Annotated in this window: 26 protein-coding genes and 1 tRNA gene; 12 read left to right on the top strand and 15 right to left on the bottom strand. The window is 68.1% G+C overall.

The genetic code is table 11. The annotated features are described in order from the left end of the window. Positions 1-62: 62 nt before the first annotated feature. A complete protein-coding gene (locus tag ABL308_10940) occupies positions 63-791 on the bottom strand; it encodes an RlmE family RNA methyltransferase (protein XBQ15469.1) in 729 nt (242 codons plus the stop codon). Next, complete coding sequence (locus ABL308_10935; protein XBQ15468.1) at positions 788-1,909, bottom strand: Ppx/GppA phosphatase family protein; 1,122 nt, start codon at positions 1,907-1,909, stop codon at positions 788-790. Before ABL308_10935 ends, ABL308_10940 begins: the two co-directional genes overlap by 4 nt. A gap of 220 nt (positions 1,910-2,129) precedes the next feature. Here ABL308_10935 and hspQ point away from each other — a divergent pair, with 220 nt between their 5' ends. Further along, positions 2,130-2,456: a heat shock protein HspQ gene (hspQ, locus tag ABL308_10930; GenBank protein XBQ15467.1), complete on the top strand. Its 327-nt coding sequence runs from the start codon at positions 2,130-2,132 to the stop codon at positions 2,454-2,456. Between the two features lie 257 nt (positions 2,457-2,713). After that, positions 2,714-2,923 (top strand): hypothetical protein, encoded by a 210-nt coding sequence (locus ABL308_10925; GenBank protein ID XBQ15466.1) that lies wholly within the window; start codon positions 2,714-2,716, stop codon positions 2,921-2,923. Positions 2,924-2,946: 23 nt separating this feature from the next. Here ABL308_10925 and ABL308_10920 read toward each other — a convergent pair whose 3' ends face one another. Next, complete coding sequence (locus ABL308_10920; protein ID XBQ15465.1) at positions 2,947-3,960, bottom strand: fumarylacetoacetate hydrolase family protein; 1,014 nt, start codon at positions 3,958-3,960, stop codon at positions 2,947-2,949. 167 nt (positions 3,961-4,127) lie between these two features. Then, positions 4,128-5,273, bottom strand: a complete 1,146-nt coding sequence (locus ABL308_10915; GenBank protein XBQ15464.1) for a homogentisate 1,2-dioxygenase — start codon at positions 5,271-5,273, stop codon at positions 4,128-4,130. Between the two features lie 128 nt (positions 5,274-5,401). On the opposite strand from ABL308_10915, the gene ABL308_10910 reads away from it, so the two are divergent. Continuing rightward, positions 5,402-5,641 carry a hypothetical protein gene (locus tag ABL308_10910; GenBank protein XBQ15463.1) on the top strand — a complete coding sequence of 80 codons (240 nt, stop codon included), beginning with the start codon at positions 5,402-5,404 and terminating at the stop codon, positions 5,639-5,641. Between the two features lie 7 nt (positions 5,642-5,648). Here ABL308_10910 and ABL308_10905 read toward each other — a convergent pair whose 3' ends face one another. Continuing rightward, positions 5,649-6,701 (bottom strand): isoaspartyl peptidase/L-asparaginase, encoded by a 1,053-nt coding sequence (locus ABL308_10905; protein ID XBQ15462.1) that lies wholly within the window; start codon positions 6,699-6,701, stop codon positions 5,649-5,651. A gap of 122 nt (positions 6,702-6,823) precedes the next feature. On the opposite strand from ABL308_10905, the gene ABL308_10900 reads away from it, so the two are divergent. Further along, positions 6,824-7,567, top strand: coding sequence for a hypothetical protein (locus tag ABL308_10900; protein ID XBQ15461.1), 744 nt, complete (start codon positions 6,824-6,826; stop codon positions 7,565-7,567). Here the strand turns inward: ABL308_10900 and ABL308_10895 are convergent, their stop codons facing one another. The 3 genes from ABL308_10895 to ABL308_10885 are packed head-to-tail and all read right to left on the bottom strand — an operon-like array spanning position 7,568 to position 9,393. Then, a complete protein-coding gene (locus ABL308_10895; protein ID XBQ15460.1) occupies positions 7,568-8,131 on the bottom strand; it encodes an isochorismatase family protein in 564 nt (187 codons plus the stop codon). After that, a complete protein-coding gene (locus ABL308_10890) occupies positions 8,131-8,805 on the bottom strand; it encodes a GNAT family N-acetyltransferase (GenBank protein ID XBQ15459.1) in 675 nt (224 codons plus the stop codon). The genes ABL308_10895 and ABL308_10890 overlap by 1 nt, the downstream gene beginning before the upstream one ends. A gap of 3 nt (positions 8,806-8,808) precedes the next feature. Continuing rightward, positions 8,809-9,393 carry a hypothetical protein gene (locus ABL308_10885; protein XBQ15458.1) on the bottom strand — a complete coding sequence of 195 codons (585 nt, stop codon included), beginning with the start codon at positions 9,391-9,393 and terminating at the stop codon, positions 8,809-8,811. A 103-nt stretch (positions 9,394-9,496) separates the two neighbouring features. Between ABL308_10885 and ABL308_10880 the strand changes: the two genes are divergently transcribed. Further along, the gene (locus ABL308_10880; GenBank protein ID XBQ15457.1) at positions 9,497-10,486 is read left to right on the top strand and encodes a LysR family transcriptional regulator; all 990 of its coding nucleotides are present in this window, start codon (positions 9,497-9,499) and stop codon (positions 10,484-10,486) included. Here ABL308_10880 and ABL308_10875 read toward each other — a convergent pair. The 4 genes from ABL308_10875 to ABL308_10860 all read right to left on the bottom strand — a co-directional run bounded on the left by ABL308_10875 (position 10,483) and on the right by ABL308_10860 (position 13,094). Further along, positions 10,483-10,872, bottom strand: a complete 390-nt coding sequence (locus tag ABL308_10875) for a type II toxin-antitoxin system VapC family toxin (GenBank protein XBQ15456.1) — start codon at positions 10,870-10,872, stop codon at positions 10,483-10,485. The genes ABL308_10880 and ABL308_10875 overlap by 4 nt on opposite strands. Positions 10,873-10,877: 5 nt before the next feature. Beyond that, entirely contained in the window at positions 10,878-11,138 is a 261-nt protein-coding gene (locus ABL308_10870) for a type II toxin-antitoxin system prevent-host-death family antitoxin (protein ID XBQ15455.1), read from the bottom strand. A gap of 66 nt (positions 11,139-11,204) precedes the next feature. Beyond that, on the bottom strand, positions 11,205-12,179 hold the full coding sequence (locus tag ABL308_10865) for an NADPH:quinone oxidoreductase family protein (GenBank protein ID XBQ15454.1): 975 nt from the start codon (positions 12,177-12,179) through the stop codon (positions 11,205-11,207). A 117-nt stretch (positions 12,180-12,296) separates the two neighbouring features. Next, complete coding sequence (locus ABL308_10860) at positions 12,297-13,094, bottom strand: outer membrane beta-barrel protein (protein ID XBQ15453.1); 798 nt, start codon at positions 13,092-13,094, stop codon at positions 12,297-12,299. 253 nt (positions 13,095-13,347) lie between these two features. On the opposite strand from ABL308_10860, the gene ABL308_10855 reads away from it, so the two are divergent. From ABL308_10855 to ABL308_10845, 3 genes are read left to right on the top strand one after another with little or no spacing between them, the layout of a single operon-like run. Next, entirely contained in the window at positions 13,348-13,977 is a 630-nt protein-coding gene (locus tag ABL308_10855) for a TetR/AcrR family transcriptional regulator (GenBank protein ID XBQ15452.1), read from the top strand. Positions 13,978-13,980: 3 nt separating this feature from the next. Then, positions 13,981-15,294: an aminotransferase class I/II-fold pyridoxal phosphate-dependent enzyme gene (locus ABL308_10850; protein ID XBQ15451.1), complete on the top strand. Its 1,314-nt coding sequence runs from the start codon at positions 13,981-13,983 to the stop codon at positions 15,292-15,294. Positions 15,295-15,316: 22 nt separating this feature from the next. Then, the gene (locus ABL308_10845) at positions 15,317-15,643 is read left to right on the top strand and encodes a hypothetical protein (GenBank protein XBQ15450.1); all 327 of its coding nucleotides are present in this window, start codon (positions 15,317-15,319) and stop codon (positions 15,641-15,643) included. Positions 15,644-15,651: 8 nt separating this feature from the next. Here ABL308_10845 and ABL308_10840 read toward each other — a convergent pair whose 3' ends face one another. Next, a complete protein-coding gene (locus tag ABL308_10840) occupies positions 15,652-16,212 on the bottom strand; it encodes a DUF308 domain-containing protein (GenBank protein XBQ15449.1) in 561 nt (186 codons plus the stop codon). Between the two features lie 191 nt (positions 16,213-16,403). On the opposite strand from ABL308_10840, the gene ABL308_10835 reads away from it, so the two are divergent. The 4 genes from ABL308_10835 (at position 16,404) to ABL308_10820 (ending at position 21,136) form a co-directional block, all read left to right on the top strand. Further along, positions 16,404-18,020 carry a peptidoglycan-binding protein gene (locus ABL308_10835; GenBank protein ID XBQ15448.1) on the top strand — a complete coding sequence of 539 codons (1,617 nt, stop codon included), beginning with the start codon at positions 16,404-16,406 and terminating at the stop codon, positions 18,018-18,020. Between the two features lie 34 nt (positions 18,021-18,054). Then, positions 18,055-18,825, top strand: a complete 771-nt coding sequence (locus ABL308_10830; GenBank protein ID XBQ15447.1) for a hypothetical protein — start codon at positions 18,055-18,057, stop codon at positions 18,823-18,825. Positions 18,826-18,923: 98 nt separating this feature from the next. Beyond that, positions 18,924-19,262, top strand: a complete 339-nt coding sequence (locus ABL308_10825) for a hypothetical protein (GenBank protein XBQ15446.1) — start codon at positions 18,924-18,926, stop codon at positions 19,260-19,262. Beyond that, positions 19,259-21,136 (top strand): pyrroloquinoline quinone-dependent dehydrogenase, encoded by a 1,878-nt coding sequence (locus ABL308_10820; GenBank protein XBQ15445.1) that lies wholly within the window; start codon positions 19,259-19,261, stop codon positions 21,134-21,136. The genes ABL308_10825 and ABL308_10820 overlap by 4 nt, the downstream gene beginning before the upstream one ends. Positions 21,137-21,151: 15 nt before the next feature. Here the strand turns inward: ABL308_10820 and ABL308_10815 are convergent, their stop codons facing one another. Beyond that, positions 21,152-22,063, bottom strand: coding sequence for a hydrogen peroxide-inducible genes activator (locus tag ABL308_10815; GenBank protein ID XBQ15444.1), 912 nt, complete (start codon positions 22,061-22,063; stop codon positions 21,152-21,154). A gap of 447 nt (positions 22,064-22,510) precedes the next feature. Beyond that, positions 22,511-22,586, bottom strand: a tRNA-Phe gene (locus ABL308_10810). Positions 22,587-22,817: the final 231 nt, after the last annotated feature.

Below are 22,817 nucleotides of genomic sequence, written 5' to 3'. Positions count from 1 at the left end.
CGCACGCCGGCGCACGGCGCGTGGCCTTCGCCGTGCGCCTGCGGTCCGGCGAAGCCCGGCTTTCAGCCCTTGAAGCCTGTCGCGATGAGGAAGGTTTCCGCGCTCTCTGCGCGGCTGGCCGGCGGCTTGTAATGGCGGACCTTCTCGAAGCGGTGCTTGAGAAGCTCGAGGAGCTCGCCCGTAGCGCCGCCCTGGAAGACCTTGGCGACGAACCCGCCGCCGGGCTTGAGGACGTCCAGGGCGAAGTGCGCCGCCGCCTCGACCAGCGCGACGATCCTCAGGTGATCGGTCGCCTTGTGCCCGGTGGTCCAGGGCGCGAGATCGGACAGCACCAGATCGGCCGGTCCGCCCAGCGCCTGTTTCAGCGTCTGGTCGGCCCCCGGCTCTGTGAAGTCGAGTTCGAGCAGGATGGCGCCGGGGATCTGCTCGATCTCCAGAAGATCGATCCCGGCCACGTGCGAGGCGCCGCGCTTGAGCGCGACCTGCGTCCAGCCGCCCGGCGCCGCGCCCAGATCGGCGATGCGCATGCCCGGCTTGATCAGGTGGAATTTCTCGTCGAGCTCGAGGAGCTTGTAGGCGGCGCGGCTGCGATAGCCTTCCTGCTTGGCGCGCGCCACGTAGGGATCGTTGAGCTGGCGTTCGAGCCAGAGCTTGGAGGACATCTTCCGGCCGCGCGCAGTCTTCACGCGGGTGTGGAACTGCTTGGCCGCGCGCGCGTCCCCGCCCTTCTTCACAGGGCCTGAGCGCCGCCGGCGGCGTTCGCCCTCACCGCTTTCGTCATCGCCGCTCATGACGGGTCTTTCTTCTGGCGCGCGCGCCGCCCGCCCGATCCGCCGCGCTTGCCGCGCCGGCGGCGGGGCCGCATCAGGTTCAGAAGCATGCCCTCGCGAAGCCCGCGATCGCCGATGCGCACCTGAGTGCACGGCCAGGCGTCGAGCACGGCTTCGTAGATGGCGCAGCCGGCGAGCACGAGATCGGCGCGCTCCTGGCCGATACAGCCTTCCAGCGCGCGGCCGTCGCGATCGCGCGAGGCGAGCCGCTGGCAGGCGGTGCGCGCTTCCTCCGCCGTCATCCAGAGCCCGTCCACCTTGTCGCGGACATAGCGGGGCAGATTGAGATGCACCCCGGCGACCGAGGTCACCGTGCCCGAGGTGCCGATCAGGTGCGCCCGGTCCTCGTTGAAAAGCGGCTTCAGGCGGCGCGCCCCGCGCGGGGGCTTGAGATGGGCGGCCGCGAAGGCCTTCATCTCCTGATACCAGGCCGCGCGCGCCTCATCGCCCTCAGGCTCGGGGAAGCGCTCAGACAGGGTCACCACGCCCAGAGGCATGGTCGACCAGCCGCGCAAGGGCGGCCGTCCGCCGCTGGCGAGCCCGCCGCGCTCGCGCCATTCGGCGAGATCGACCCAGCATAGCTCGGTCGACCCACCGCCTATGTCGAGCACCAGGGCGGCCTCGTGATCCTCGCTCATGAGGTCGAGACTGCCGTGAACGGCGAGCCGGGCTTCTTCTTCCGCGGTGATCAGCTCGAGCGGCAGGCCGGTGACCTCGCGCGCCCGGTCGATGAAGGCCTGACCGTTGGAGGCGGCGCGGCAGGCTTCGGTCGCGATGCAGCGCATGCGGGTGACGTTGCGCCGCTTCATGCGCTCGGCGCAGACCGACAGCGCCTCGATCGCGCGATCCATCGCGGCGTCGGAGAGCGCGCCGCTGGCGGCGAGCCCCTCGCCCAGCTTGACGATGCGGGAATACGCGTCGATCACGCGGAAACCGCTCCTGGCGCGGCGGGCCAGCAGCATCCGGCAGTTGTTCGTGCCCAAATCGATGGCGCCGTAAACCGGGCCGTCCCCGCCCTTGCGGCGGCTCTGATTCGGGCGCGGCCGCGCCGGATCCTCTCCGGCTGCGTCCTTCGCCATGGGTCAGGTCCTTCCTGCGCCGTCCCTGCGGCCGGCGGGCGCGCCAGGGAGCGCCGGCCCTGCCGGTCCGATACGGACGGTCATGTCATCGTGTCGCCACGATCATAACACGCATGCGAGGAAGTGAAAGCGATCCGAAGCGCAGCGGCGCGGCCTGCAAGAGGCGGCCGAAGCGCCTATATTCACGGCGAAACCTACGCCCGCAGACCCGCCAGGACCGATGAAACAGGCGAAATTCTCCATCGGCGACGTCGTCCGCCACCGGCTCTTCCCGTTTCGCGGCGTGATCTACGACGTCGACCCGGAGTTCGCGAACACCGAGGAGTGGTGGCTCGCCATCCCCGAGCAGATCAGGCCGGCCAAGGACCAGCCCTTCTACCATCTGCTCGCGGAGAACAAGGCGAACTACTACCCCGCCTACGTGTCCGAACAGAACCTGTTGCCCGACGCGCATAACGGCGCGGTCGGCCATCCCGAATGCGTCGAGCTGTTCGAAGGTTTCGACGGAGAGCGCTACGTGCTCAAGGCCAGAGGCCGGGCGAACTAGCGCCGGCGCGGGGCGCTTCGGCGGCCGGACGAACCGCCGCGGACCTTGCGCAGGATTTGCGGCAGAAACTTCATCGCGGTGCGAAGAATGCGGGACATGGGCGTGTCTCCTTCAGGTCGCTGTCGGCGCTCGCGCGCCTCTGACAGGACAGCCCCTGAAACGCCCCGCTTGTTCCCGTGACGCTGTAACCGCCAAGGCCGGTTAGGCCGCCGGGCTGGGCCGTGCTAGCGTGCGTACGCGCTGAGAGGAAACGCCCCATGACACAGGAAAAAGCGATGACCTACGGCATCGCGTTCGGCCTTGTCGGCGGGGGCTTTCTCGCTTCGATCGTCTTCGCGCTGACCGGTGAGATCGCGTTGTCTTACGGCCTGTTTCCGGGCATCGGGATGATGGCGGGCCTGGTCGTGTCGCTCTTCTTCGCCGGCAAAACGAAAACGCCGCCGGACGAGTCCGACGGCGCTTCGTGATCGCTGGATAGAAGCCGCTGCGCCTAAGGCTCGTAGCGCACGACGGTCTGTTCAATCGCGCCGAAGATCGACTTGCCGTGATCGTCGAGCATCTCGATGCGGATCGTATCGCCGGGCGTCATGAACTTCGTCTTCGGCGCGCCGTCGTAGATCGTCTCGATCATGCGGATCTCCGCGATGCAGGAATAGCCCTTCCCGCCTTCGCTGACCGGCTTGCCCGGCCCGCCGTCGAGCTTGTTGGAGATCGTGCCCGAGCCCACGATAGAGCCCGCCGTCAGCGGCCGCGTCTTGGCCGCGTGCGCAACCAGGCGCGGGAAGTCGAAGGTCATGTCGACATCGCAGTCGGGCTCGCCGAACTTCTCGCCGTTAAGCCAGGAATGAAGCGGCAGCGAAACGCGCTTGCCGTCCCAGTGATCGCCCAGCTCGTCAGGCGTCACAGCGACCGGGGAGAAGGCCGTGGGCGGCTTGGACTGGAAGAAGCCGAACCCCTTGGCCAGCTCGCCGGGGATGAGGCCGCGCAAGCTCACGTCGTTGACGAGCATCAGGAGGCGGATCTGCTTTTCAGCGTCCTCGGTGGACAGGCCCTGCGGACCGTCGCCGGTGATCACGGCCACTTCGGCCTCGAAGTCGCAGCCCCAGCTGTCGTCGCCTAGCGGAATGTCCTCGCGGGGGGCGAGGAACTTGTCCGAGCCGCCCTGATACATCAGCGGGTCTTCCCAGAAGCTCTCGGGCATCTCCGCGCCGCGCGCCTTCCGCACGAGTTCGACATGGTTCACATAGGCCGAGCCGTCCGCCCACTGATACGCCCGCGGCAGCGGGGACAGCGCCTCGCGCTCATGGAAGCGCTCGCGCGGGATGGATTCACGCTCGAGCTCCTGCGCCAGGCTGCGCAGCGCGGGCTCGCAGCGCTCCCAGTCGTCCAGCGCGGCCTGAAGCGTCGGCGTGACGCGCGAGGCGTCCGCACACCAGGCCAGATCCTTGCTGACCACGACGAGCCGGCCGTCACGCGTTCCGTTCTTGAGGGTGGCGAGTTTCATGGGGAGGTCCTCTCTATGACTGGTTCAAATGCCTGGGCGCGGTGTCCTCCCCCGCCTGCGGGGGAGGTGTCAGCGAAGCTGACGGGGGGCTACGCTAGCGCCTGGAGCACCGCCGCCCCCCTCGGCCCTTCGGGCCACTCCCCCCGCAAGCGGGGGGAGACACCCTACTACTCCGCCGCCTTCGGCTTCCAGCTGTCGACATAGTCGGGGTTCTCGACGCTGGCCGCGCCCTCGCCGACTTCCAGCGGGTCTCGGGTGTCGATCATCACGGCGTACTCGTCGGTGGCGGGCTTTTTCTGCTCCATCATGTTGCCCAGCGCCTTGGGGTGCGGGCCGTGGGTGAAGCCCGACGGATGGAAGGTCATCATCCCCGCATCGATTTTGTCGCGGCTGAAGAAGTCCCCGGCGTGGTAGAACAGCACTTCGTCGTAATCGTCGTTGTTGTGGAAAAACGGCACCTTAAGCGCTCCGGGGTCGGTCTCGAACGGGCGCGGGGCGAAGGTGCAGACGACGAATCTGTCCGACAGGAAGGTGGTGTGCGCGCTGGGCGGCAGGTGGTAGCGGTGGCTCATCAGCGGGCGGATGTCCTTCACGTTCAGCCGCACCGGATGCAGCTCGCCGTGCCAGCCGACCGCGTCGAGCGGATTGAACGGATAGGTGATGGTGGAGACCTGACCGCGCTTCTTCACCTCGACGGTCCACTCATGGTCCTCGTCGGCCTGCTGGGCCCTGAACGCCTCGTCCATGGCCGGCACGTCCAGGATCGCGGGGTCGAACACGGCGTGCGGACCGGCGAGCCCGCGATCGGGCAGCGTGTAGTGCGTGTTCGTCGCCTCGACCGTCAGAACCGCGGTCGGCTCGGTGGGCGAAAGCCGCCACATCGTGCCGCGCGGCAGCACGATGTAGTCCCCGGCCGCATACTGAAGATGGCCGAAATCGCAGAACAGCGACCCTTTCCCCTGATGGATGAAAAGCAGCTGATCGCCGTCGCCGTTGCGCGCCAGCGTGTTCATCGGCTTGTCGAGCTTCCAGAAGCGGATGTCGGTGGCGCTGTTGTAGAGCACCCGCGCCGCGCCCCAGGGCGAACTTTCCGCGATGTTCAGACGCGCCAAATCGAACGCGCGCGGCTTCAGCGGACCGTCGAACTTCGTCCAGCCGGTCGGCGGGCGCTTGTGATGCAGGAAGGCGGCCGGGCCGAAGAACCCTTCCTTGCTCATCTCGCGCTCATACGGCGCGTCCTTGGGAAAGTCGGCGTGAGCCTGGCGCGAGGCGTCGCCCTCGACGCGGCTGGAATAGATCCACTTGCGGGCCATGGGAGCGTCTCCTGAGGCGGGGTGTCGGACAGGAATTTAGTTACATTTGAAACTAAATGGAAGGCCGGACCTGCCGCGCTTGACCGCCGCAGCACCACGGCGACAATCGAAGCGGGGAGGCGCTGACGATGACCAAGGACACGAAGCGAAGCGGCGACGGCGGGGGCTCGGGCGCCGCCAGAACCGCAGGCTTTTCGATAGGCGGCGCGGTGATCGCGTTTCTCTTCGTCTGGATCGTGTTCGACAATTTCGCCCTCGCCTTCTTCTTCGCCATCGTCGGCGGCGTGATCGGCGCCGGCGCCGGGCGGCGCGGCAAGGGCGGCGAGATCGAGGCCGGCACGGACGGCGGCGGCGACGGCGGCGACTGAGCGGCCCCTATTCCTCGTCGTCGAAGATCGCCACTTTCGGCTCGCCGCCGGCGACCAGCGCGGCGCGGTACATGCCCGGCGTGTTGAAGCTCCAGGCCGGATAGCCGTGCGCGAGCATAACCACCCCGCCGTCTCCGCCCAGCGCGGTCAGCTCGGCCATGATCACGCGCTCGAGCGCTTCTTCGGTGTCCAGCCCCGCCTCGACATAGGTGCAGATGCGCGCTGCGACGTTCAGCCGGATGAAGTACTCCCCCGTGCCGGTCGCCGAGACCCCGCAGACCGGCGTGGCGTAGGTGCCCGCCCCGATGATCGGGCTGTCGCCCACCCGGCCCCAGCGTTTCGACGTCGTGCCGCCGGTGGAGGTGCCGGCCACGATCGCGCCGGTCCCGTCCATGGCGACCACGCCCACCGTGCCGAAGGCGTGTTCGCGCTCCATCAGGTCGAGCGCGCCTTCATTGACTGGCTCCGCTTCCGGCGCGCCTTCGGGCCGGGGCGGCACGTCCAGGCCCATGCGCATGTTCGCCCGCTCCATCGAGGCCCAGCGCCGCTCGGTGAAGAAATAGCTTTCCGGCACGCGCTCCAGGCCCTGTTCGTCGGCGAAGCTCTCCGCCCCGGCGCCCTGCAGCATGACGTGCGGGCTGTGCTCCATCACCGCGCGCGCCAGGCTGATCGGGTGTCGTACGCCGGTGACCCCGGCCACCGCGCCGGCCTGCAGGTCCGAGCCGCGCATGATCGAGGCGTCGTGCTCGATCCGGCCTTCGGAGGTGAAGACCGCCCCGCGCCCGGCGTTGAATTTCTCGTCGTCCTCGAGCACGCGGATCACCGCCTCGACCGCGTCCATCGCGTCGCCGCCCGCTTCGAGGATCTCGCCCCCGGCGACCACCGCGTCCTGCATCGCGGCGCGATAGGCCGCCTCGGTCGCAGCATCCAGCGCGCCGCGCTCGATCACGCCGGCGCCGCCATGCACCACGATCGACCAGCGCGGCCGTTCGCCGTCCTGAGCGTTGGCGGTTGCGGTTGCGGCGAGCGCGAGCATCAGGGCGGCGGCGGTGCGGATCATGGCGGGTCTCCCTTCCGTTTGAACGGGATGGGACCGCGATCAGCGCCGCGATGCAAGCCCTTCTCCCCTCGACTTCGGCGTGCGCGCCTGCGCTAAATGCCCCCGGAAAAGGGAGGCGGCGCATGACGGCTGAAACCGAAACGGGCGAGGCGGACCTAGAAGACGGCGCGGGCGTGGTCCGCTTTCTGTGCGCCGCCGAAGACGAGGCGCGCCTGCCCAAACCCCAGCCCGCCGGGCGCTTCCTGCCCGACTGGATGCGCAACCTGCCGCGCGAGATGGGGATGCCGGGCGCTGACGGCCTGCCCGCGTTGACGGTGAAGGCCTGCATGCCGGTGACCGACGCGTTCGCCGCCGGGTGGATCGTGCCGCTCGCCGCGAACGTCTTCATCGAGGCCGACGCGCACGGACAGGTGCTCTATCAGGACGATCCGTCCGCGGGGTTCGAGCAGGTCACGCGGCATCATCCCGGCCAGATCGGCGGACCGAACCCGCCCTTCGGCTACGCCCATCCGCTGAAATGGACCCTGCCCTGGCGGGTCGCCGCGCCGGCCGGCGTGTCGCTTCTGTTCACCCAGCCGTTCAACCATTTCGAACTGCCGTTCCAGAACTTCACAGGGCTGGTGGACGCCGACCGCTTCGCCGCGCGCGTCAACGTGCCCTTCGTCTGGCGCGGCGGCGCGGGACGGTTCGTGCTGCCCGCCGGCACGCCGATCGCCCAGATCGTGCCGCTGAGCCGGGACGGGCTGTCGCTGAAAGCCGAGATCCGCGCCGCCCGCGACAGCGAGCGCGCCGAAGAAGCCGAGCACACCCGGCTCAAGCACACCGTCGAAAGCGTCTACGCCCGCCGCTTCCGGGCGCGGAAATGATCAGCCGTGAGCGGCGGCCGCTGGCCACCGCGTAGCGAGCCCGGGGACCGTCTCGATCCCGGCCGAACGGCCCATCTTCCGAGCGGAGTCCACGCACAGCGCGCGCGTGTGCTCGGCAGACCATTCACCGACGTCGGCGCCGCCGATCGCTTCTTCGATCAGGGTCAGGCGATGGCCGCGATCCTGCGCGTCGTAAAGCGTGGTGGTGAGCGAGGTCGGCGCGGAGAAGCCGATCAGATAGGCGCCGGCATCCATCGAGCCTTCAAGAATGCCGTCGAGATCGGGGTGGGCGTAGGCTGAAACCCCGGCGCGTCGCAGCAGGACTTCACCAGGACGCGGCTCGCAGCCCGGAGCGGGCTGGCTCAGCCCCATGCCCGGCATCAAGGCGCCGCCCTGGTGCTGATGGGCGTGGACCAGCGACCAGCCGGCCTCCCGGGCCCGCACCATCAGGTCCGCGCAAAGCGCCGCGATCTCCTCGCCGTCGGGGTCGGCGAAGGGCCGGCCGGGGGCGACGAACTCCATCTGAAGGTCCATGCAGACGAGGACCGGTATACCAAGCAGCATCAGCGCGTCTCCTCCACCGCCCGTTCGGGCTGTTCTTGTTCTGTGGGTCGTTCGGTTTTCGCCGCCTGCTCGCGCACCCGATCGAACTGGGTCGGCGAGGCGCCGCGCAACACCGACCGGTCGAGCGGGCCGGGCCGGTCCCAGTCGCCTTCGGGCCGGTCGAGCACAAGCGGATCTGTGTCCATGGTCAGCGCGCGCGGATGGGGCTCGGGCCGAGCCTCCATCTCCGCATAGGCGCGATCAGAGAACACGAAGACGCCGCGCTCGGCGCGATGGATGAAGCCGTAGCGCTTCCAGTAGGGGATCAGATGCTCCTGCACCTGGCCGATGAAGCGGGTGTAGCCCTTGCGCCGGATGATCTCGATGGCGTGGGTCATCATCGCCCGCGCCGCGCGGCCCGAGCGCGCGCCCTTGCGCACGCAGACCCGTTCGACCTTGGCGAAGCCCGCAAACCAGCGCAGGCGCAGGCAGCCGGCCGGCTCGCCGCCGATCTCGACGATCAGATGAGTGGCGCCGGCGAAATCGTTGCCGTCGTATTCTTCTTCGTAGGGGCAGTCCTGTTCGGACATGTAGACGAGCGCACGCACCACGGCGACGCGCTGAAGATCGTCCAGGGTCCGGGCGACGCGCACTTCAATGCGCGGTTCGAACTCGTCGAGCCGGGCGCCGTCCATCGCTCAGCCCTCCTCTTCACCGGATTGAACAGGCACCCAGCCCAGCCAGGCCGCGCCGGCGCCGGGGGCGTCGAGTGCGGCGGTCATCATCCGCCCTTCCCGGCTCATCGGCCGGGCGAACAGGGCGATGTCGGGGAAAGCCTTGCGCCGCGCCTCGGTCACTGCGCGCACGCAGGCGAAGCGCGCCTCGTCGGTCGAGCCCGCCAGGCACCAGACATAGATGGCCGTCGCGCGCTCGCCGGGAACCGTCAGATGGTCGAGATCCGGCGCCTCGGGCCGGAACCGGCCCCACATCAGCGCCTCGTATCCGGCCTTGTTGAGATACAGAAGCGCGATGAAGCCCTCCGCCTCGCCGGTTTCGGCGCGGCGGATGAAAAAGCATCGCCCAGTGCGATTTTCACATGCCTGAACAACGTTCTGCGGTACAAGACCGCCGCCCAGCGCACTCTCGCCGAGCGCGAGCGCCTCGGCGATATCGTCAGCTTCGCTTGACGAGACAAACCCTCTACGGGCTAGAATTTCACGGAGTTTTCCGGTCCGGACGCTTTCGGGCGTGACGGACGGGTCCTGCAGACTATGGTCGTACATCTCAGCCCCACGCAACGTTAGGAATTTGTTTACTTTCCCGGGGCCTCCCACGCCTCAGCGATGTTGGAATGACCCCTATGCGAAAATCGTCAGAGCCCGCCCGATGACGCCCTCCAAACCCCAGGTCTTCGACTGGGACGACCTCAGAATCTTCCATGCTCTCGTCTCCGCAGGCTCGATGAGCGGGGCGGCGCGGCGGCTGGGTATCGGACAGCCCACCGTGAGTCGGCGCCTGGAGTCGCTGGAAGGCCGGATCGGCGCGCGCCTGGTCACCCGCGGGGCGGACGGGGTGGAGCTCACCGACGTAGGCGAGCGGATCTGGACCCAGGTGCAGATCATGCAGTCCACCGCCGTGGACATCGAACGCGTCGCCCACCAGGCCGACCGGGCGGATGCGGGCACGGTGCGCCTGGCCGCGCCGGAGGGGATCGCGGGCTACTGGATCGGCCGGCACCTGCCCGGCTTTGTCGAGGCGAACCCGAACATCAACCTCGAAATCCTGACCCAGGTCGAGGGCGAAGCGCCGCCCGACAGCGTCGACATCTCGCTGCAGATGCTTGAATCAAAACGGATGAGCCATGTGGCGAACGAGCTCGCCACGTTGCACTACGTGCCCTTCGCCGCGCGGCGCTATCTGGACACGTACGGCCCGCCCAAGGGGCTCGCCGACGTGCTCAATCACCGCATCGGCGATCTTTCCAGCTTCCGCCAGCAGCAGGATCACTGGCCGAAGGAAGCCGGCGCCATCAAGCAGATGATGAAGGCCTCGCTGAACACCGACAGCTCGGTGGTGCTCACTGAAGCCACCAAGGCCGGCGCCTGCATCACGGTGATGCCGACCTACGCCGCCGAGGTGGAGCCCGGCCTGGTGCATGTCGACATCGGCCTGACCGTGCCGATCACGCTGTGGATGGTCTACCACCCCGACCAGCGCCGGGTGACGCGGGTGAGGAAGGCGCTCGACTGGCTGCGGGAGATCTTCGACAGCGCGCGCTATCCCTGGTTCCGCCGCGACTACGTCCCGCCCGCCGACTTCGCCGGCACCGAAACCGTGCAGGTCCGCGGCGAACGGCCCAAGCCCAAGCCGGTCTAGGGCGCCGGCGCGTCGAGCGCGCGTCTGACATCGGTCTGAGCAAAGTCGCGCCCGACGAACAGAAGCGGGCAGTTCCGCCGCTGCGCCAGGGCGTAAGCGAAACAGTCGCCGAAATTAAGCCGGGCGGGATGCACGCCCTTGCCCCATTGCGCGTAGGCGTCGGCGACTTCTTCCGCGAAATTCGCGTCGACGGGTACGATCTCGAGCGCAAGACCGTCGATCAGCGTCTTCATGTCGCGACTGAAACCCCGCCGTCCCGACAGGATCATCGCTTCGGCGAACGTCCCGGCCGAGATCGCAAGATGCGCCGCGCCCGTCAGCACCTCGGTGCAGGCCACGCTTTCAGGTTCTTCGAGAGCCACGGCGACCAGCGCGGAAGTGTCCACTACGATCACTTCGGCAGCCCGTCCTCATCGTAGAGGAAGTCCTGGCTACGCGCGGCGTCCGGCCCCTCCAGGGCGTGGCGTCTCGCGCTTTCCTGCACCCGCTTGATCAGCGCGCGCCGCTCTTCAGGCGATTTCGCCGGCGGTTCGCCGACGCTGATGCGTGCGACGACGGCGCCGTCGCGGGTCAGGAGCACATCTTCGCCGGCTTCGGCGCGGCGGACGAGGTCGAGCAGCCGGCCTTCGGCGTCGGACAGATCGATCTTCATTCGGCGGTCTCCCTCGCGGCGGGCTCGGCGCGCATCATACAGGCAAGCCCGCCGTGAGGCGAAGACCTAGGGCGTAAGGACGACCTTGCCTTTGACGCGGCGGCCCATCAGGTCCTCGAAAGCCTTCGTGTATTCCTCCAGCGGATAGCTGGCGCTGACTTGCGGATCGATCTTGCCCGCTTCGAAGAAGTCGAAGATTTCCTTGAGGTTCTGCGCGTTCGCCCGCGGCTCCCGGCCCACCCAGGCGCCCCAGAACACGCCCATGATGTTGCGGCTGTTCAGAAGCGCGAGATTGAGCGGAATCTTCGGGATCGGGCCCGAAGCGAAGCCGATCACGAGATAGCGCGCGTTCCAGCCCGAGGCGCGCAGGGCGGGCTCGGAAAACTCCCCGCCGACAGGATCGTAGACCACGTCCACGCCCTTGCCGCCGGTCAGCTCCTTGACCTTCGCCTTGAGGTCCTCGGTGGTGTAGTTCACCGTCTCGTCAGCGCCGTTGTCCTTGGCGAATTTAAGCTTTTCGTCGCTGGAGGCGGCCGCGATCACTTTCGCGCCCATCGCCTTGGCGAGCTGGACCGTGGCGATCCCGACCCCGCCGGCCGCGCCGAGCACGAGCACGGTCTCGCCCGCCTTGAGCTGCGCGCGGTCCTTCAGAGCGTGGTAGCTGGTGCCGTAGATCGTGGTCAGGGCCGCGCCCTGCTCGAAGGTCATCGTCTTCGGCATCGGCACGAGCTGCGTGAAATGGGCGGGCACTTTCTCGGCGAAGGCGCCCAGCATCGTCGCGACGATGACGCGTTCGCCCTCCTTGACGCCCTGAACGCCCTCCCCGATCGCGGAGACGACGCCGGCGGCCTCCATCCCGGGCACGAACGGGGTGGGCGGCTTCATCTGATACTTGCCCTCGACCAGAAGGATGTCGGGGAAGTTCACCCCGGCCGCCTTCACGTCGATCATCACCATGCCTTCGCCGAGCTGGGGCTCGGGCACGTCCTCGACCTTGAGCTGGTCGTAGGGGGCGAAGTCCTGACAGACGAGAGCGCGCATTGAAGTCTCCGTGCGATGCGATGAATTGCGCGCCACGATAAGAGGTTCGCGCCGTGACACAAGAAAGGCCCCGCGCCCTGCGACGCGAGGCCTTTCGGTGAGGGAGTCGTGCGGGCGCTAGAAGCTGTAGCGCACGCCCAGCTCGAGCACGTGGGACTTGTTCTCGATATCCAGGCTCGCCGGAACCAGCACGGACTCGGTCTCGAGATCCCCGCTCTGCCGCCAGCGATAGCCGGCGAACAGTTCGGTGCTTTCGGCGAAGGCGTACGAGCCGCCGAGCATCACCTGGTAGAAGCCCACCGTATCGGAGTCGTCGATGATCGGCGTGTTCGACGGGCTGTAATCGATGTCGACCTCCATCAGGCCGACGCCGAGCCCGGCGTAGGCGGTGAAGGGCGTGTCCTGGATCGGCAGGTCGTAATACCCGTTGATCGCGTAACCCACCGACTTGATTTCGCCCTGACCGTCGGCGACCAGATCGGCGACGGTGACGCCCAGCGGCGCCGAGCCGGTGATCAGAACCGCCGCGTCCGCCGCGCCGAGCGGATTGCCGCCCGCGGTCACGCCGGTGTGAGTGTCCACGTCGGAGTTGGCGTAGCTGATTTCGCCTTCGATCCGGAACGCGCCGCCATAGGCCATGTCGGTCTGGAAACGATAGCCATAGGCCGCCGACAGGAAGAGCCCGGAGTCGAACTCGGTCGTCCAGCCCAGCGACGTGCCCGAAGGCAGCACCGTGCCCGGCGGGACGGCGACGCCGTCGCCGGTGGTGAAGTCGCTGGTGAAGCGGCCCGAATTGTCGCTGTCGGACTGCATGTTCAGCCCGGCGGAAGCGGACACGTACTGCTGGGCGAAGCCCGGCGCGGCGGCGAAGGCCGCAAGCGCAGCGCCGGCGGCGAGACGCGTAATGAGGCTCATTGTGAAAACTCCCGTGTTGCGACGGCGCCGGCCTGCCCGGCGCTATCGCGTATCGTATATACGATAGTACAAAGTCTGATCAAGGCGCAGGGCGCGAGCAGGCGTTCGGAGGCCTGCGCAGGCGCGCAGGACGGCTGGACCGGATCGCCGCCGCGCGGCTTCCGTCTGCGGCGGACGGGGTTATGGTGAACGGATCGAGTCGGCGGCGCGGGCGCAGCCGGGCCGGTCCACGCAATGGGGACGTTGGAGATCGATGAGCAGCACGGCTGAGGCGCGCGGACCGGCGACGGATCGCAAACGCGAACTTCTCGACATCCTCGCCCGCACGGCCATCGCCGAGCGCAGCGCGCCGGTGAGCCTGCGCCAGTTCGCGATCAAGGCGGGCGTGTCCGAACCCACCTTGCGCCACTACTTCACAGACCGGCGCGGGGTGGTGATCGCCATCATCGGCCATTTCGCCGAGGGCGCACGCGCCTGGCTCGCCCGTTCCGCAGAGCCGGCCGCCACGCTCGAGGCGTCGGTCAAGGAATATGGCGCGCTCGCCATGGACGGCGCGCGCAGCGATTTCTTCGCCCAGGCGCACGCCTTCGCCTTCGTGGAGTCCATTCACGACCGCGAGGTGGCCAGGGCCTATCTCGAACTGATCGTGGAGCCGTCGCTGACCGCGCTCGAAGCGCGGCTCGGACCGGGCGTGGATCCAGCTGGGTCCAATCCGGAACGCGTCCGTCACGGCGCGATTTTCCTTTACGCTCCGGTTCTTGTGGCGGTGCTGCATCAGCGGCTTCTGGCGGGCGAAGACACCCGTCCGCTCAGCATGGACCGGTTTTTCGAGGACCTCACCCGGTTGTTCACCTCCGGGCTGACCCGGCCGGACGAGACCTGATCCATGGATGATCCCACACCCGCCCCGCAGGACGAGCTTCAGGCGTTCTGCCCCTCGGTTCAGCTCAATCTGAACATTCGCGGCCTCGGTCTTTCGGCCACGCTGGAGATCAACGAGCGCTCCGCCGAGCTGATCGCGCAGGGCCGCGCGGTGTCGAAGCTCGGGCTGGGCCAGTCGCCCTTCCCCGTGCCCGACATCATGCAGCGCCGTCTGGCGGAGAACACCCATCAGAAGGATTACCTGCCCGTTCAGGGCCTCCGGGCGCTGCGCGAGGCGATCTGCGGATATCTCAACCGCACCCAGGGGCTCAATTTCGACGCCGAGGACATCCTGATCGGGCCGGGCACGAAGGAGCTGATGTTCCTGGTCCAGCTGGTCTATTACGGCGATCTGGTGATCCCGACGCCCAGCTGGGTGAGTTATGCGCCCCAGGCGCAGATCCTGGGCCGGCCTATCACCTGGCTTCCGACCGAGCCTGAAACCGGCCTGGGCGTCACCGCCAAGGCGCTTCACAAGGTGTGCGGCGACGATCCGATGCGCCCGCGTCTTCTGATCCTCAATTCGCCCGGCAACCCCACCGGCACCGCCTACACTGTCGAGCATCTGCGCGAGGTCGCCGAGGTGGCGCGCGACTGCCGCATGCTGCTTCTGTCAGACGAGATATACGGCGGGGTGCAGTTCGACGGCCGGCACACGTCGATGGCGCGGTTTTACCGCGGCGGGACGATCATTTCCGACGGGATTTCGAAATGGGCCGGCGCGGGCGGCTGGCGGCTGGGCTTCTTCGCCTTTCCCAAATCGCTGGCCTGGCTCAGAAAGGCCGTCGCCGCCGCGGCGAGCGAGACCTACACCTCGGTCTCCGCACCCATACAGCACGCCGCGATCGCCGCCTTCGAAGGCGGCCCGGAGATGGAGCTCTATCTCGACCGCAGCCGGGCGATCCTCAAGGCGCTCGCCGATCATGTCCACGCCCGGCTGAGCGAAGCGGGCGCAGTGGTGAACCCGATCAAGGGCGGGTTCTACGCCTTTCCCAATTTCGATCCGATGGCCGCGAAATTCGCTGCGCGCGGGATCGAGACCAGCGCCGAGCTGTGCACCCGCCTGCTGGAGGAGACGGGCGTGGCCACCCTGCCCGGCTCGGCCTTCGGCCGGCCGCCGCACGAATTGTCGCTGCGACTGGCCTTCGTCGATTTCGACGGCGAGGCCGCGCTTTCAGGCCTGCACCAGTCCCAGCCGCTCGACGAAGCCTTCCTGAGACGGCATTGTCCGAGGGTGATCGAGGGGATCGAGGCGATGGCGCGCTGGGCGGAGAGCTGAGCGCGCGAGAGCGAGGCGCGCCATGGACTTCACCGGCGAGGACTTCTGGGTCCGGATCTTCACCGGTCCGGAATTCGCCACCTGGATGCGGATCTGCGTCTGGGGCTTCCTGGCGCTCTGGGCCTGGGTGTTCTTCTCATTGAGCCGCGGCGGGTTCGAGGACCTGTTCGAGGTCGCTCGCAGCCGCTACGCCACGCCGCGCGAGCGCTTCGACACGCTCAGCAAGATCCCGCTCAGGGTCATGGCCCATGTCGCCGCCTCTGCAGTCGGCGCAGGCGGGTTCGCGCTCGGCCTGTTCGTTCAGGGCGCGATCATCATCCTGATCTGGCGCGAGATCAACGGCGGCTGAGCGCGGCGCTAGCGCGCGCGTCCCGAAAATCCGGTGACCAGGAGCACCGCGCCGGCGAACAGGGCGTGCGCGCCGAACAGCAGGCCGATTACGAAGGCCGCGCTGCCGGGAAGGCCTGCAAGGATGATCAGCGCCAGCAGCGCGCTGAGGATCGCCCCACCGATCAGCCAGCCCCTCCGGCCTGACGAGCGGCCGCGAAAGGCGAAGCCGGTCCGCGTGATCGCATCGATCGCGAAATAGACCGCCAGCACGACGGTGAGCGAGAGCGCCCCCACGCCCGGCGAGACCAGGATCAGAACGCCCGCGAACACGCCCAGCACGCCGAACAGCGCCTCCGGCAGGGCGTCGCCCGAACCGCGGCGGCGGAAGCCGTCGATGATCTGCACCAGGCCGTAAACCACCAGCGCGGCGCCTATGACCAGGCTCAGCGTCACGGTCGCGACGGCGGGAAAAATGATCGCCAGCACCCCCACGATCAGAAGCGCGACCCCGAGCCCGATGGCCGCGCCGCGCGATTGAGGCGTGTTCTTCGCGATCGGTGTTTCGGCGGTCTCGAAGCTTGCTGCCATGACGGTCTCCATTGCGGCGTCACCGCTTCCAACCCGCCTGCGTCCGGGCCTGTTCCAGCCCTGCAAACAGGCGCTTCCGGAGAAGGCGGAGCCCTGCGGTTCGGCGCCGGTTCCATGGCGAAGAGGCGGAATTTCGGTGAACCGGACCGGTTAAGCCGCGTTAACCCCAGCGAGACGAGAGGGGGACTTTCATGGTCCGCGTCACACAAGTTTCCAACGCTGCAGCCGGTGTCAAAGCCGGCCTCGCCGCGCTGTGCCTGCCCGTCCTGCTCGCCGGTTGCGACCTCATCGAGCAGCGCGGAGAGCAGGTCTACGAGGCCTGCCTTTACGACACGCGCTACTCGCATTCCTCGCTGGATTGCCGCTGCTATGTCGACCAGGTCCAGGAAGCGCTCGACCGGGAAGACTGGCGGCGCTATCGCGACATGGCCGGCCAGGGCTTTTACAGCAATTCAGACCGGCTCCGCACGAGCTTCCACGACGAACGGATGGGCGTGTTCGAGCAGGCCGCACGGCGCTGCAATCTCGACCTGTTCCAGCCCGAAGAAGACATCGTCGCGCCGACGCCCGGCTACGGGCCCGGCTATGGCGACCGCGATCCGCTTTACGGCGGTCGTGACGACTGGTGGCGGCCCGAGCCCACCCGAGAGCCGGCCTTCGGCGGCTGGGGGCGCGGCGGCGACCGCTTCCCGCGCGGGCCCTGGCGCTACGCCATCCGTGAAGGCGAGCCGCGCCCGATCTGCATTCGCGGCCGGGGCATCGGCGAAGGCTGCATGACCCGCGAGCAGGCCGCCCGCCTCTATAATGACGGCGCGCGCTACTGGCTGCTGCGCGGCGACGCCGAACTCGCCACTGTCGACCTGCAGCGCGGGACCGACTGGGTCGACCTGCCCTTCGCCCAGCAGGGCGACGACGCCCGGGCGATCGACGATCTCGATTACGACCGCGGCTTCGTGCGCTACGACGCCAGCTCGGTGCGCCGGGCCATGCGGTACTGGAACTACTCCATCGACTGGGGCCGGCCCTTCGGCGCGCAATCCGCGCTGATGGCCCAGCGCCGGCTGCAGGCGCACATGGTCCAGTGCGAGTCTTCGCCCGACGGCGAGAGCCTGTCGCGCATCTCCCGCCGCGGCCCTGAAGAACTCGGCGACGTGATCAGCCTGAAACTGCGCCAGGCCGCGCTGGCCGCGCTAGGCTACTACTCGGCGGAAGTCGACGGCCGTTACGGCCCGGCCACGCGTGACGCGGTGCGCGGCTTCCAGCGCGAGCTCGGCTATGACGAGACCGGCTCGCTGAGCCCGCGCCAGACCACGCTTCTGGTCTGTCACGCCGCGCAGACCGCGCGCGATCCGCACCTGCAGAACGCGCTGGGGATCATGTACGCGACGGGCCTGGGCGTGGCGCGCAATCCGGACCTGTCGCTCGAATGGTTCGAGACCGCCGCGCGCCGCGACGACGCGGACGCCTACTTCAATCTCGCTCTGGTCTACGGCACCGGCGCGGTTCTGGGCAGCTACCGCCTGTGCGGGCTGATCGAGAACCCCGAGCGCGCGGACGCCTATCTGCGTGACGCGGCGGCGCTGGGTCACCCGGTGGCCATGCGCTGGCGCGACCACCGCGAATTCTGGGACCATCCCACCGCGGAAAGCCGCTGGATCGCCATCTCCAACCGCCTTGAAGAAGCTGCGGCGGAGGGAAGCGGCGCCTTCTATCTCGAATGGCGCAGCCAGATCGACGTCGATCGCTTCTCGCCGACCGAACTCGCCTGCCTGGAACCCGAACGGGGCACGCGCCGCGAGCCGCTGTGAGCCCCTCCCTCCCCGCCGATTGCGGAGACCCGACATGTTTTTACGCGCAAGCCTCGTTCTGATCGCCACCGCCCTGATCGCAGGGTGTGCGGCGAAGTATCCCGAGTATCACGATCCGTACGACCGCTACGGACGTCATGACCCGTATTACGGCCCGCCCGCGCCGCCGCGCCCGACCGAACAGGGCGCGGAAACCGCCCAGGCGATCTGCTCGATCGACTCCCTGACCGAGGCGCGCAACGAGATGCGCACCGAGATCGAGCGCGCCGGATACGCCGGAGCCTACACCTATTACGGCCCCGACTACGGCAGCCGCGAGCGCGAACGCGCCACGATCCGCGAACAGGTCACCGAGCGGCCCTACGGCCCGCAGACCGAAACGGTCGAGCTGGTGCAGGCCTTCTCGTCCGATCTCGACGCGGCCTACCGCTTCGCGACCTCGTCCTGCCAGTCCTACCAGATGTGCATGCAGAACCAGGGCTATCAGGAGGGCGCGTGCATGAACTCGGCGGACAACTGGCGTGACGCCCGCCGCGAGTTCACCGCCCTGTCCAGCCGGCTCGCCGAGATCCGCCTGCGCATCGCAGAGACCTGCGACGATTGCGACTGGGGCTATCACCGCCCGCACCATCGCCGCGGCCATCCCCATCCGCATCCCCACAATCCCCACCGGTACGACGACTGCCGGGACGGGTATTGCGGCCATCACTCCCGCTACGAGGAGGAGTGCGACACCGTGCTGGGCGACGTGTTCACCACCACGACCTGCGACTACCGCAGGCCCAGCCGGTACCGCCACTACTGAGGCGGAGCGCCAGTTAAAACGACGGCGGCTTCAGCCCGGGAGCCGCCGTCTTTCTTCGGCGAAGCGCGGCGCAAGAACCGCCGCCTGGAGTGTCATAGATGCGCAAACGCTATCTCGCCGCCGGCCTGCCCGCCCTCATCGGCGTGGTGCTCGCCGCGCTCGCCTATTTCGGCACGCACACCGGCGTGGACGGGACGCGCGGCGCGCTTCTGGCGCTGATCGGCGCGGTCTGCGTCACGCTGGGGCTCGGGGTCGCCGCCGTGCCCGCGGTGCGCGGCGGCCTTCTTGCGGCCCTGCTGATCCTGATCGGGATCGGCGCCGCCCTGACCGCGCTCGCAGCCTTCTTTCTCATGCAATACGGCTTTCTGGTCGCGATGCTTGTCGCGCTCGCAGCGCTCATCGCGGCGGCCGTCATGTCCTGGCGGGAGTCATCATGATCCGCATCCTCACGCTTCTCGCGTTCGGCCTCGTCCCGTTCTCCGCGGCGGCTCAACAGCCGAGCTGGACGCATTTTCACGGCGACGCCGCATCCACGAAATTCTCGGCCGCCGACAGCTTCACGCCCGAAACGGTCGGCGATCTCGAACGCGCCTGGGAGTATCACACCGGCGACGTCTCGGACGGGTCGGGCGAGTTGCCCGCCACCGTCTGGTCGGCCACGCCCGTCTACGCCAACGAGACGCTTTATCTGGGCACGCCCTTCTACCGCATCATCGCGCTCGACCCGGCAACCGGGCAGGAGCGCTGGAGCTATGACAGCCAGTCCGAGCTCGCCGCCCTCACCCAGCCCGCGCTGAAGAACCGCGGCGTCGCCTACTGGGACGGCGGCGGGACCGGCGCGTGCGCCAGGCGGGTCTATATCGGCACCATGGACGCGGAACTCCACGCGGTGGACGCCGACACCGGCGAGCTTTGCGAAGACTTCGGCGACGGCGGGGTGCTGAACGTCAATCAGTGGAACACCGTCAACGACAAATTCCCCTTCTCGCTGCTGCAGCCGCCTACGGTCGCCGGCGACACGCTGCTGATGGGCTGGGCGGGCAAGGACTGGGCCTATTCGGTCGCCCCTCCCGGCAATCTTCTGGCGGTCGATGCGCGCACCGGCGAGCTCGAATGGGAGGCGAGCTTCATCCCCGAAAACATGATCGACGAGGCGGGCACGGCGAACATCTGGACCGCGATGACGGTGGATACCGAGCTGGGGATGGTCTACGCGCCGATCTCCTCGCCGAGCCCGAACTATTGGGGCGGAAACCGGCTCGAGCCGATGGAGCACGCCACATCCGTCACCGCGCTCGATCTGGAGACCGGCGAGATCGTCTGGAGCTTCCAGCACGTCCATCACGACATCTGGGACTACGACACGCCGTCCGCGCCGACGTTGGTCGACATCAACGCCGCCGGCGGGACGGTCCCCGCCGTGATCCAGGCCACCAAGCAGGGCTTCCTCTTCGTGCTCGACCGCCGGACCGGCGAGCCGCTCTTCCCCGTGGAGGAGCGCCCGACGCCCCGCAGCTCCGCGCAAGGCGAAGAGGCCGCGCCCACCCAGCCTTACGTCCCGAACCCGCCGCCCATGGCGCCGCTCGAGATGCCCGACGTGTGGTGGCTCGCGGACATCGCAAGCTTCGGTCAGTGCTCGCGCGATCGGGAGAATTTCGTCTATGAGGGCCTTTACACCCCGCCCTCGGAAACCATGACGCTGTTCTATCCGGGCACCGCCGGGGTGACGAATTGGGGCGGCGTCGCGGTCGATCCGCGCACCGACACGCTTTACGTGAACGCCTCGCGCGTGGTGCAGCTCATCCGCCTGGTCCCGCGCGAGGAGTACGAGGAGATTCAGGGCGGCAGCGGCAACGAGCAGGGCTACTACCCCCAGGAAGACGCGCCCTACGGCATCTATCTGTCAGGCTGGCGCAACTGGCTCGGCATGCCCTGCTGGGAGCCGCCCTTCGGCACGATCTCCGCCTATGATCTGCGCACCGGCGAACGGCTCTACGAAGAGCCGTTCGGCCGCGCCCAGTTCAACGGCTTTTACGGGCTTGAAAGCTGGGGCACCCCGACGCTCGGCGGACCGGTGGCGACCGCAGGCGGGGTGATCTTCATCGGCGCCTCGGTGGACTCCCGCATCCGCGCGATCGACGCGGCCACCGGCGAAGAGCTCTGGGCCGACCTCGTCGAGGCGCCCGCGGTGTCCAACCCGGCCGTCTTCACCCATGAAGGCGTGGACTATGTCGTCTTCGCCGTCGGCGGAAACTCGATCCTCAAACCGGAAGTCTCAGACCAGGTCGTCGCGTATCGTTTGCCGGAGTGAGGGCGGGCGCCCCCCTCACGCCGCGCTGAACGCTTTTCGTCCGGCGTCCGCCAGCAAGGCGCCGAGCTCGCCCAGCCCGTCCGCCAGCGGACTGCCCTGCCGCCAGCACATGGCGATCTGCCGGACGGCCAGCGGATCGTCGATCGCACGGAAGACGACGTTGTCGTCGCGATGACCCACGCACCGGACATAAAGCTCCGGCATGACCGCCACGCCCGCGCCGAGCCCGGCCATGTGCCGGATCGCGTCAAGGCTGGTGCCCTCGTATTCATGGCTGACATAGGCGACTGAACGGCTGGCGATCTCATGGACCAGCGTGGTCAGCCGGTGGCCGTGACCGAGCGTGAGCAAGGTGCGGCCGCGGAGGTCGGCGAGACCGAGCGGTCGCGTGCTCGCGCCGAGCGCGTCGTCGTCGGCGCAGCACGCGAACAGACGCTCCTTGAAAAGCATGAGACTCTCAGCGCCCGGATGCTCCTCCGGCGTCGAGATCAGCGCGTCCAGCCGGCCGTCCATCAGCCTATCCTGCAGCATGTCGGGCCGGTCGTCGCGGATGTTCAGACGCAGCTCCGGATAGGCCGCGTGCATGGCCGCGGTCGCCAGCGGCAGCAAATACGGGCCTATCGTGGGCAGAACGCCCATCCGCAGCCGCCCGTAAAGGCCCGATCCGCCATGGGCGGCGACGGCGTGGAGATCCTCGACCTGGCGCAGGATCAGCCGCACCCGGCGGACGATCTCGACACCCACCGGGGTCAGGATCGCTCCGCTCCGGCTGCGTTCGAAGACCGCGACACCCAGCGCCGCTTCAGCCTCCTGCACCTGGGCGGACAGGCTGGGCTGGCTCACATTGAGCGCTTTGGACGCCTCGCCGAACCGGCCGAGATCGGCGACCGCAAGCATGTACTCCATCTGACGCAGCGTCGGACGCATCCGCCCCTCCATAGGCAAAAGCTCAGTCGGAAATCTAAAACTTATATTTTCGCGATGAAAGCCGCTCGGCTAGGGTTTCCTCGGATCGAGACAGAAAAGGAGACCCGAAATGATCCCCCGCACCGTCCCCGCCGCTCCCGTCCTGCCAGCGAGCCCCAACCGGACGGCTTCCGGCGGCGCCCAGGCCGCCTCCCCGGTGATGCGCCGCCATCTGCGCAGGCGGAAGCTTCGCTGGGTCCGCTAAGCGCGACGCCGAAAGGCTGAACCGACCGCGCGCCGGCTTCGAAAGAGGCCGGCGCTTTGCGTTGCAGCGGATAGGGCCGCTTTGAAAGGAAACTGGTGCGGGATGGAGGACCCAGCTCGAACCGGACCGGTTCGCGAGGGCGACCGTCGGTCCGCAGCGCCAGCGAGGATCGACCGTGCGGAGGCGAGGGAGACCAAGAGAAATGGTGCCCAGGGGCGGAATCGAACCACCGACACGCGGATTTTCAATCCGCTGCTCTACCAACTGAGCTACCTGGGCGGCGTGGGGGCGGCTCGCGCCCCCGCGCTGAGGACGGCGGTTATAGGGCGGTCGTTTTTCTCTGGCAACGCCTGTTTCGCACCTGCGCTGACGGGGTCGTGACAGGGCCGGTCTTGCCGGGGCGGATGGGCGCTGCTAGGTCCCGCCCCGCTTCAGACTGAATGTCATATTCAGCGCGCGCCCGTCCTCGGACCCGCCGCGCGCCGTCCGGGATCCGGGGAGAGCCACGCC

This window comes from Oceanicaulis sp. (assembly GCA_040112665.1).
Lineage (GTDB): Bacteria > Pseudomonadota > Alphaproteobacteria > Caulobacterales > Maricaulaceae > Oceanicaulis.
This window is presented reverse-complemented; position numbering and strand designations above follow the sequence as displayed.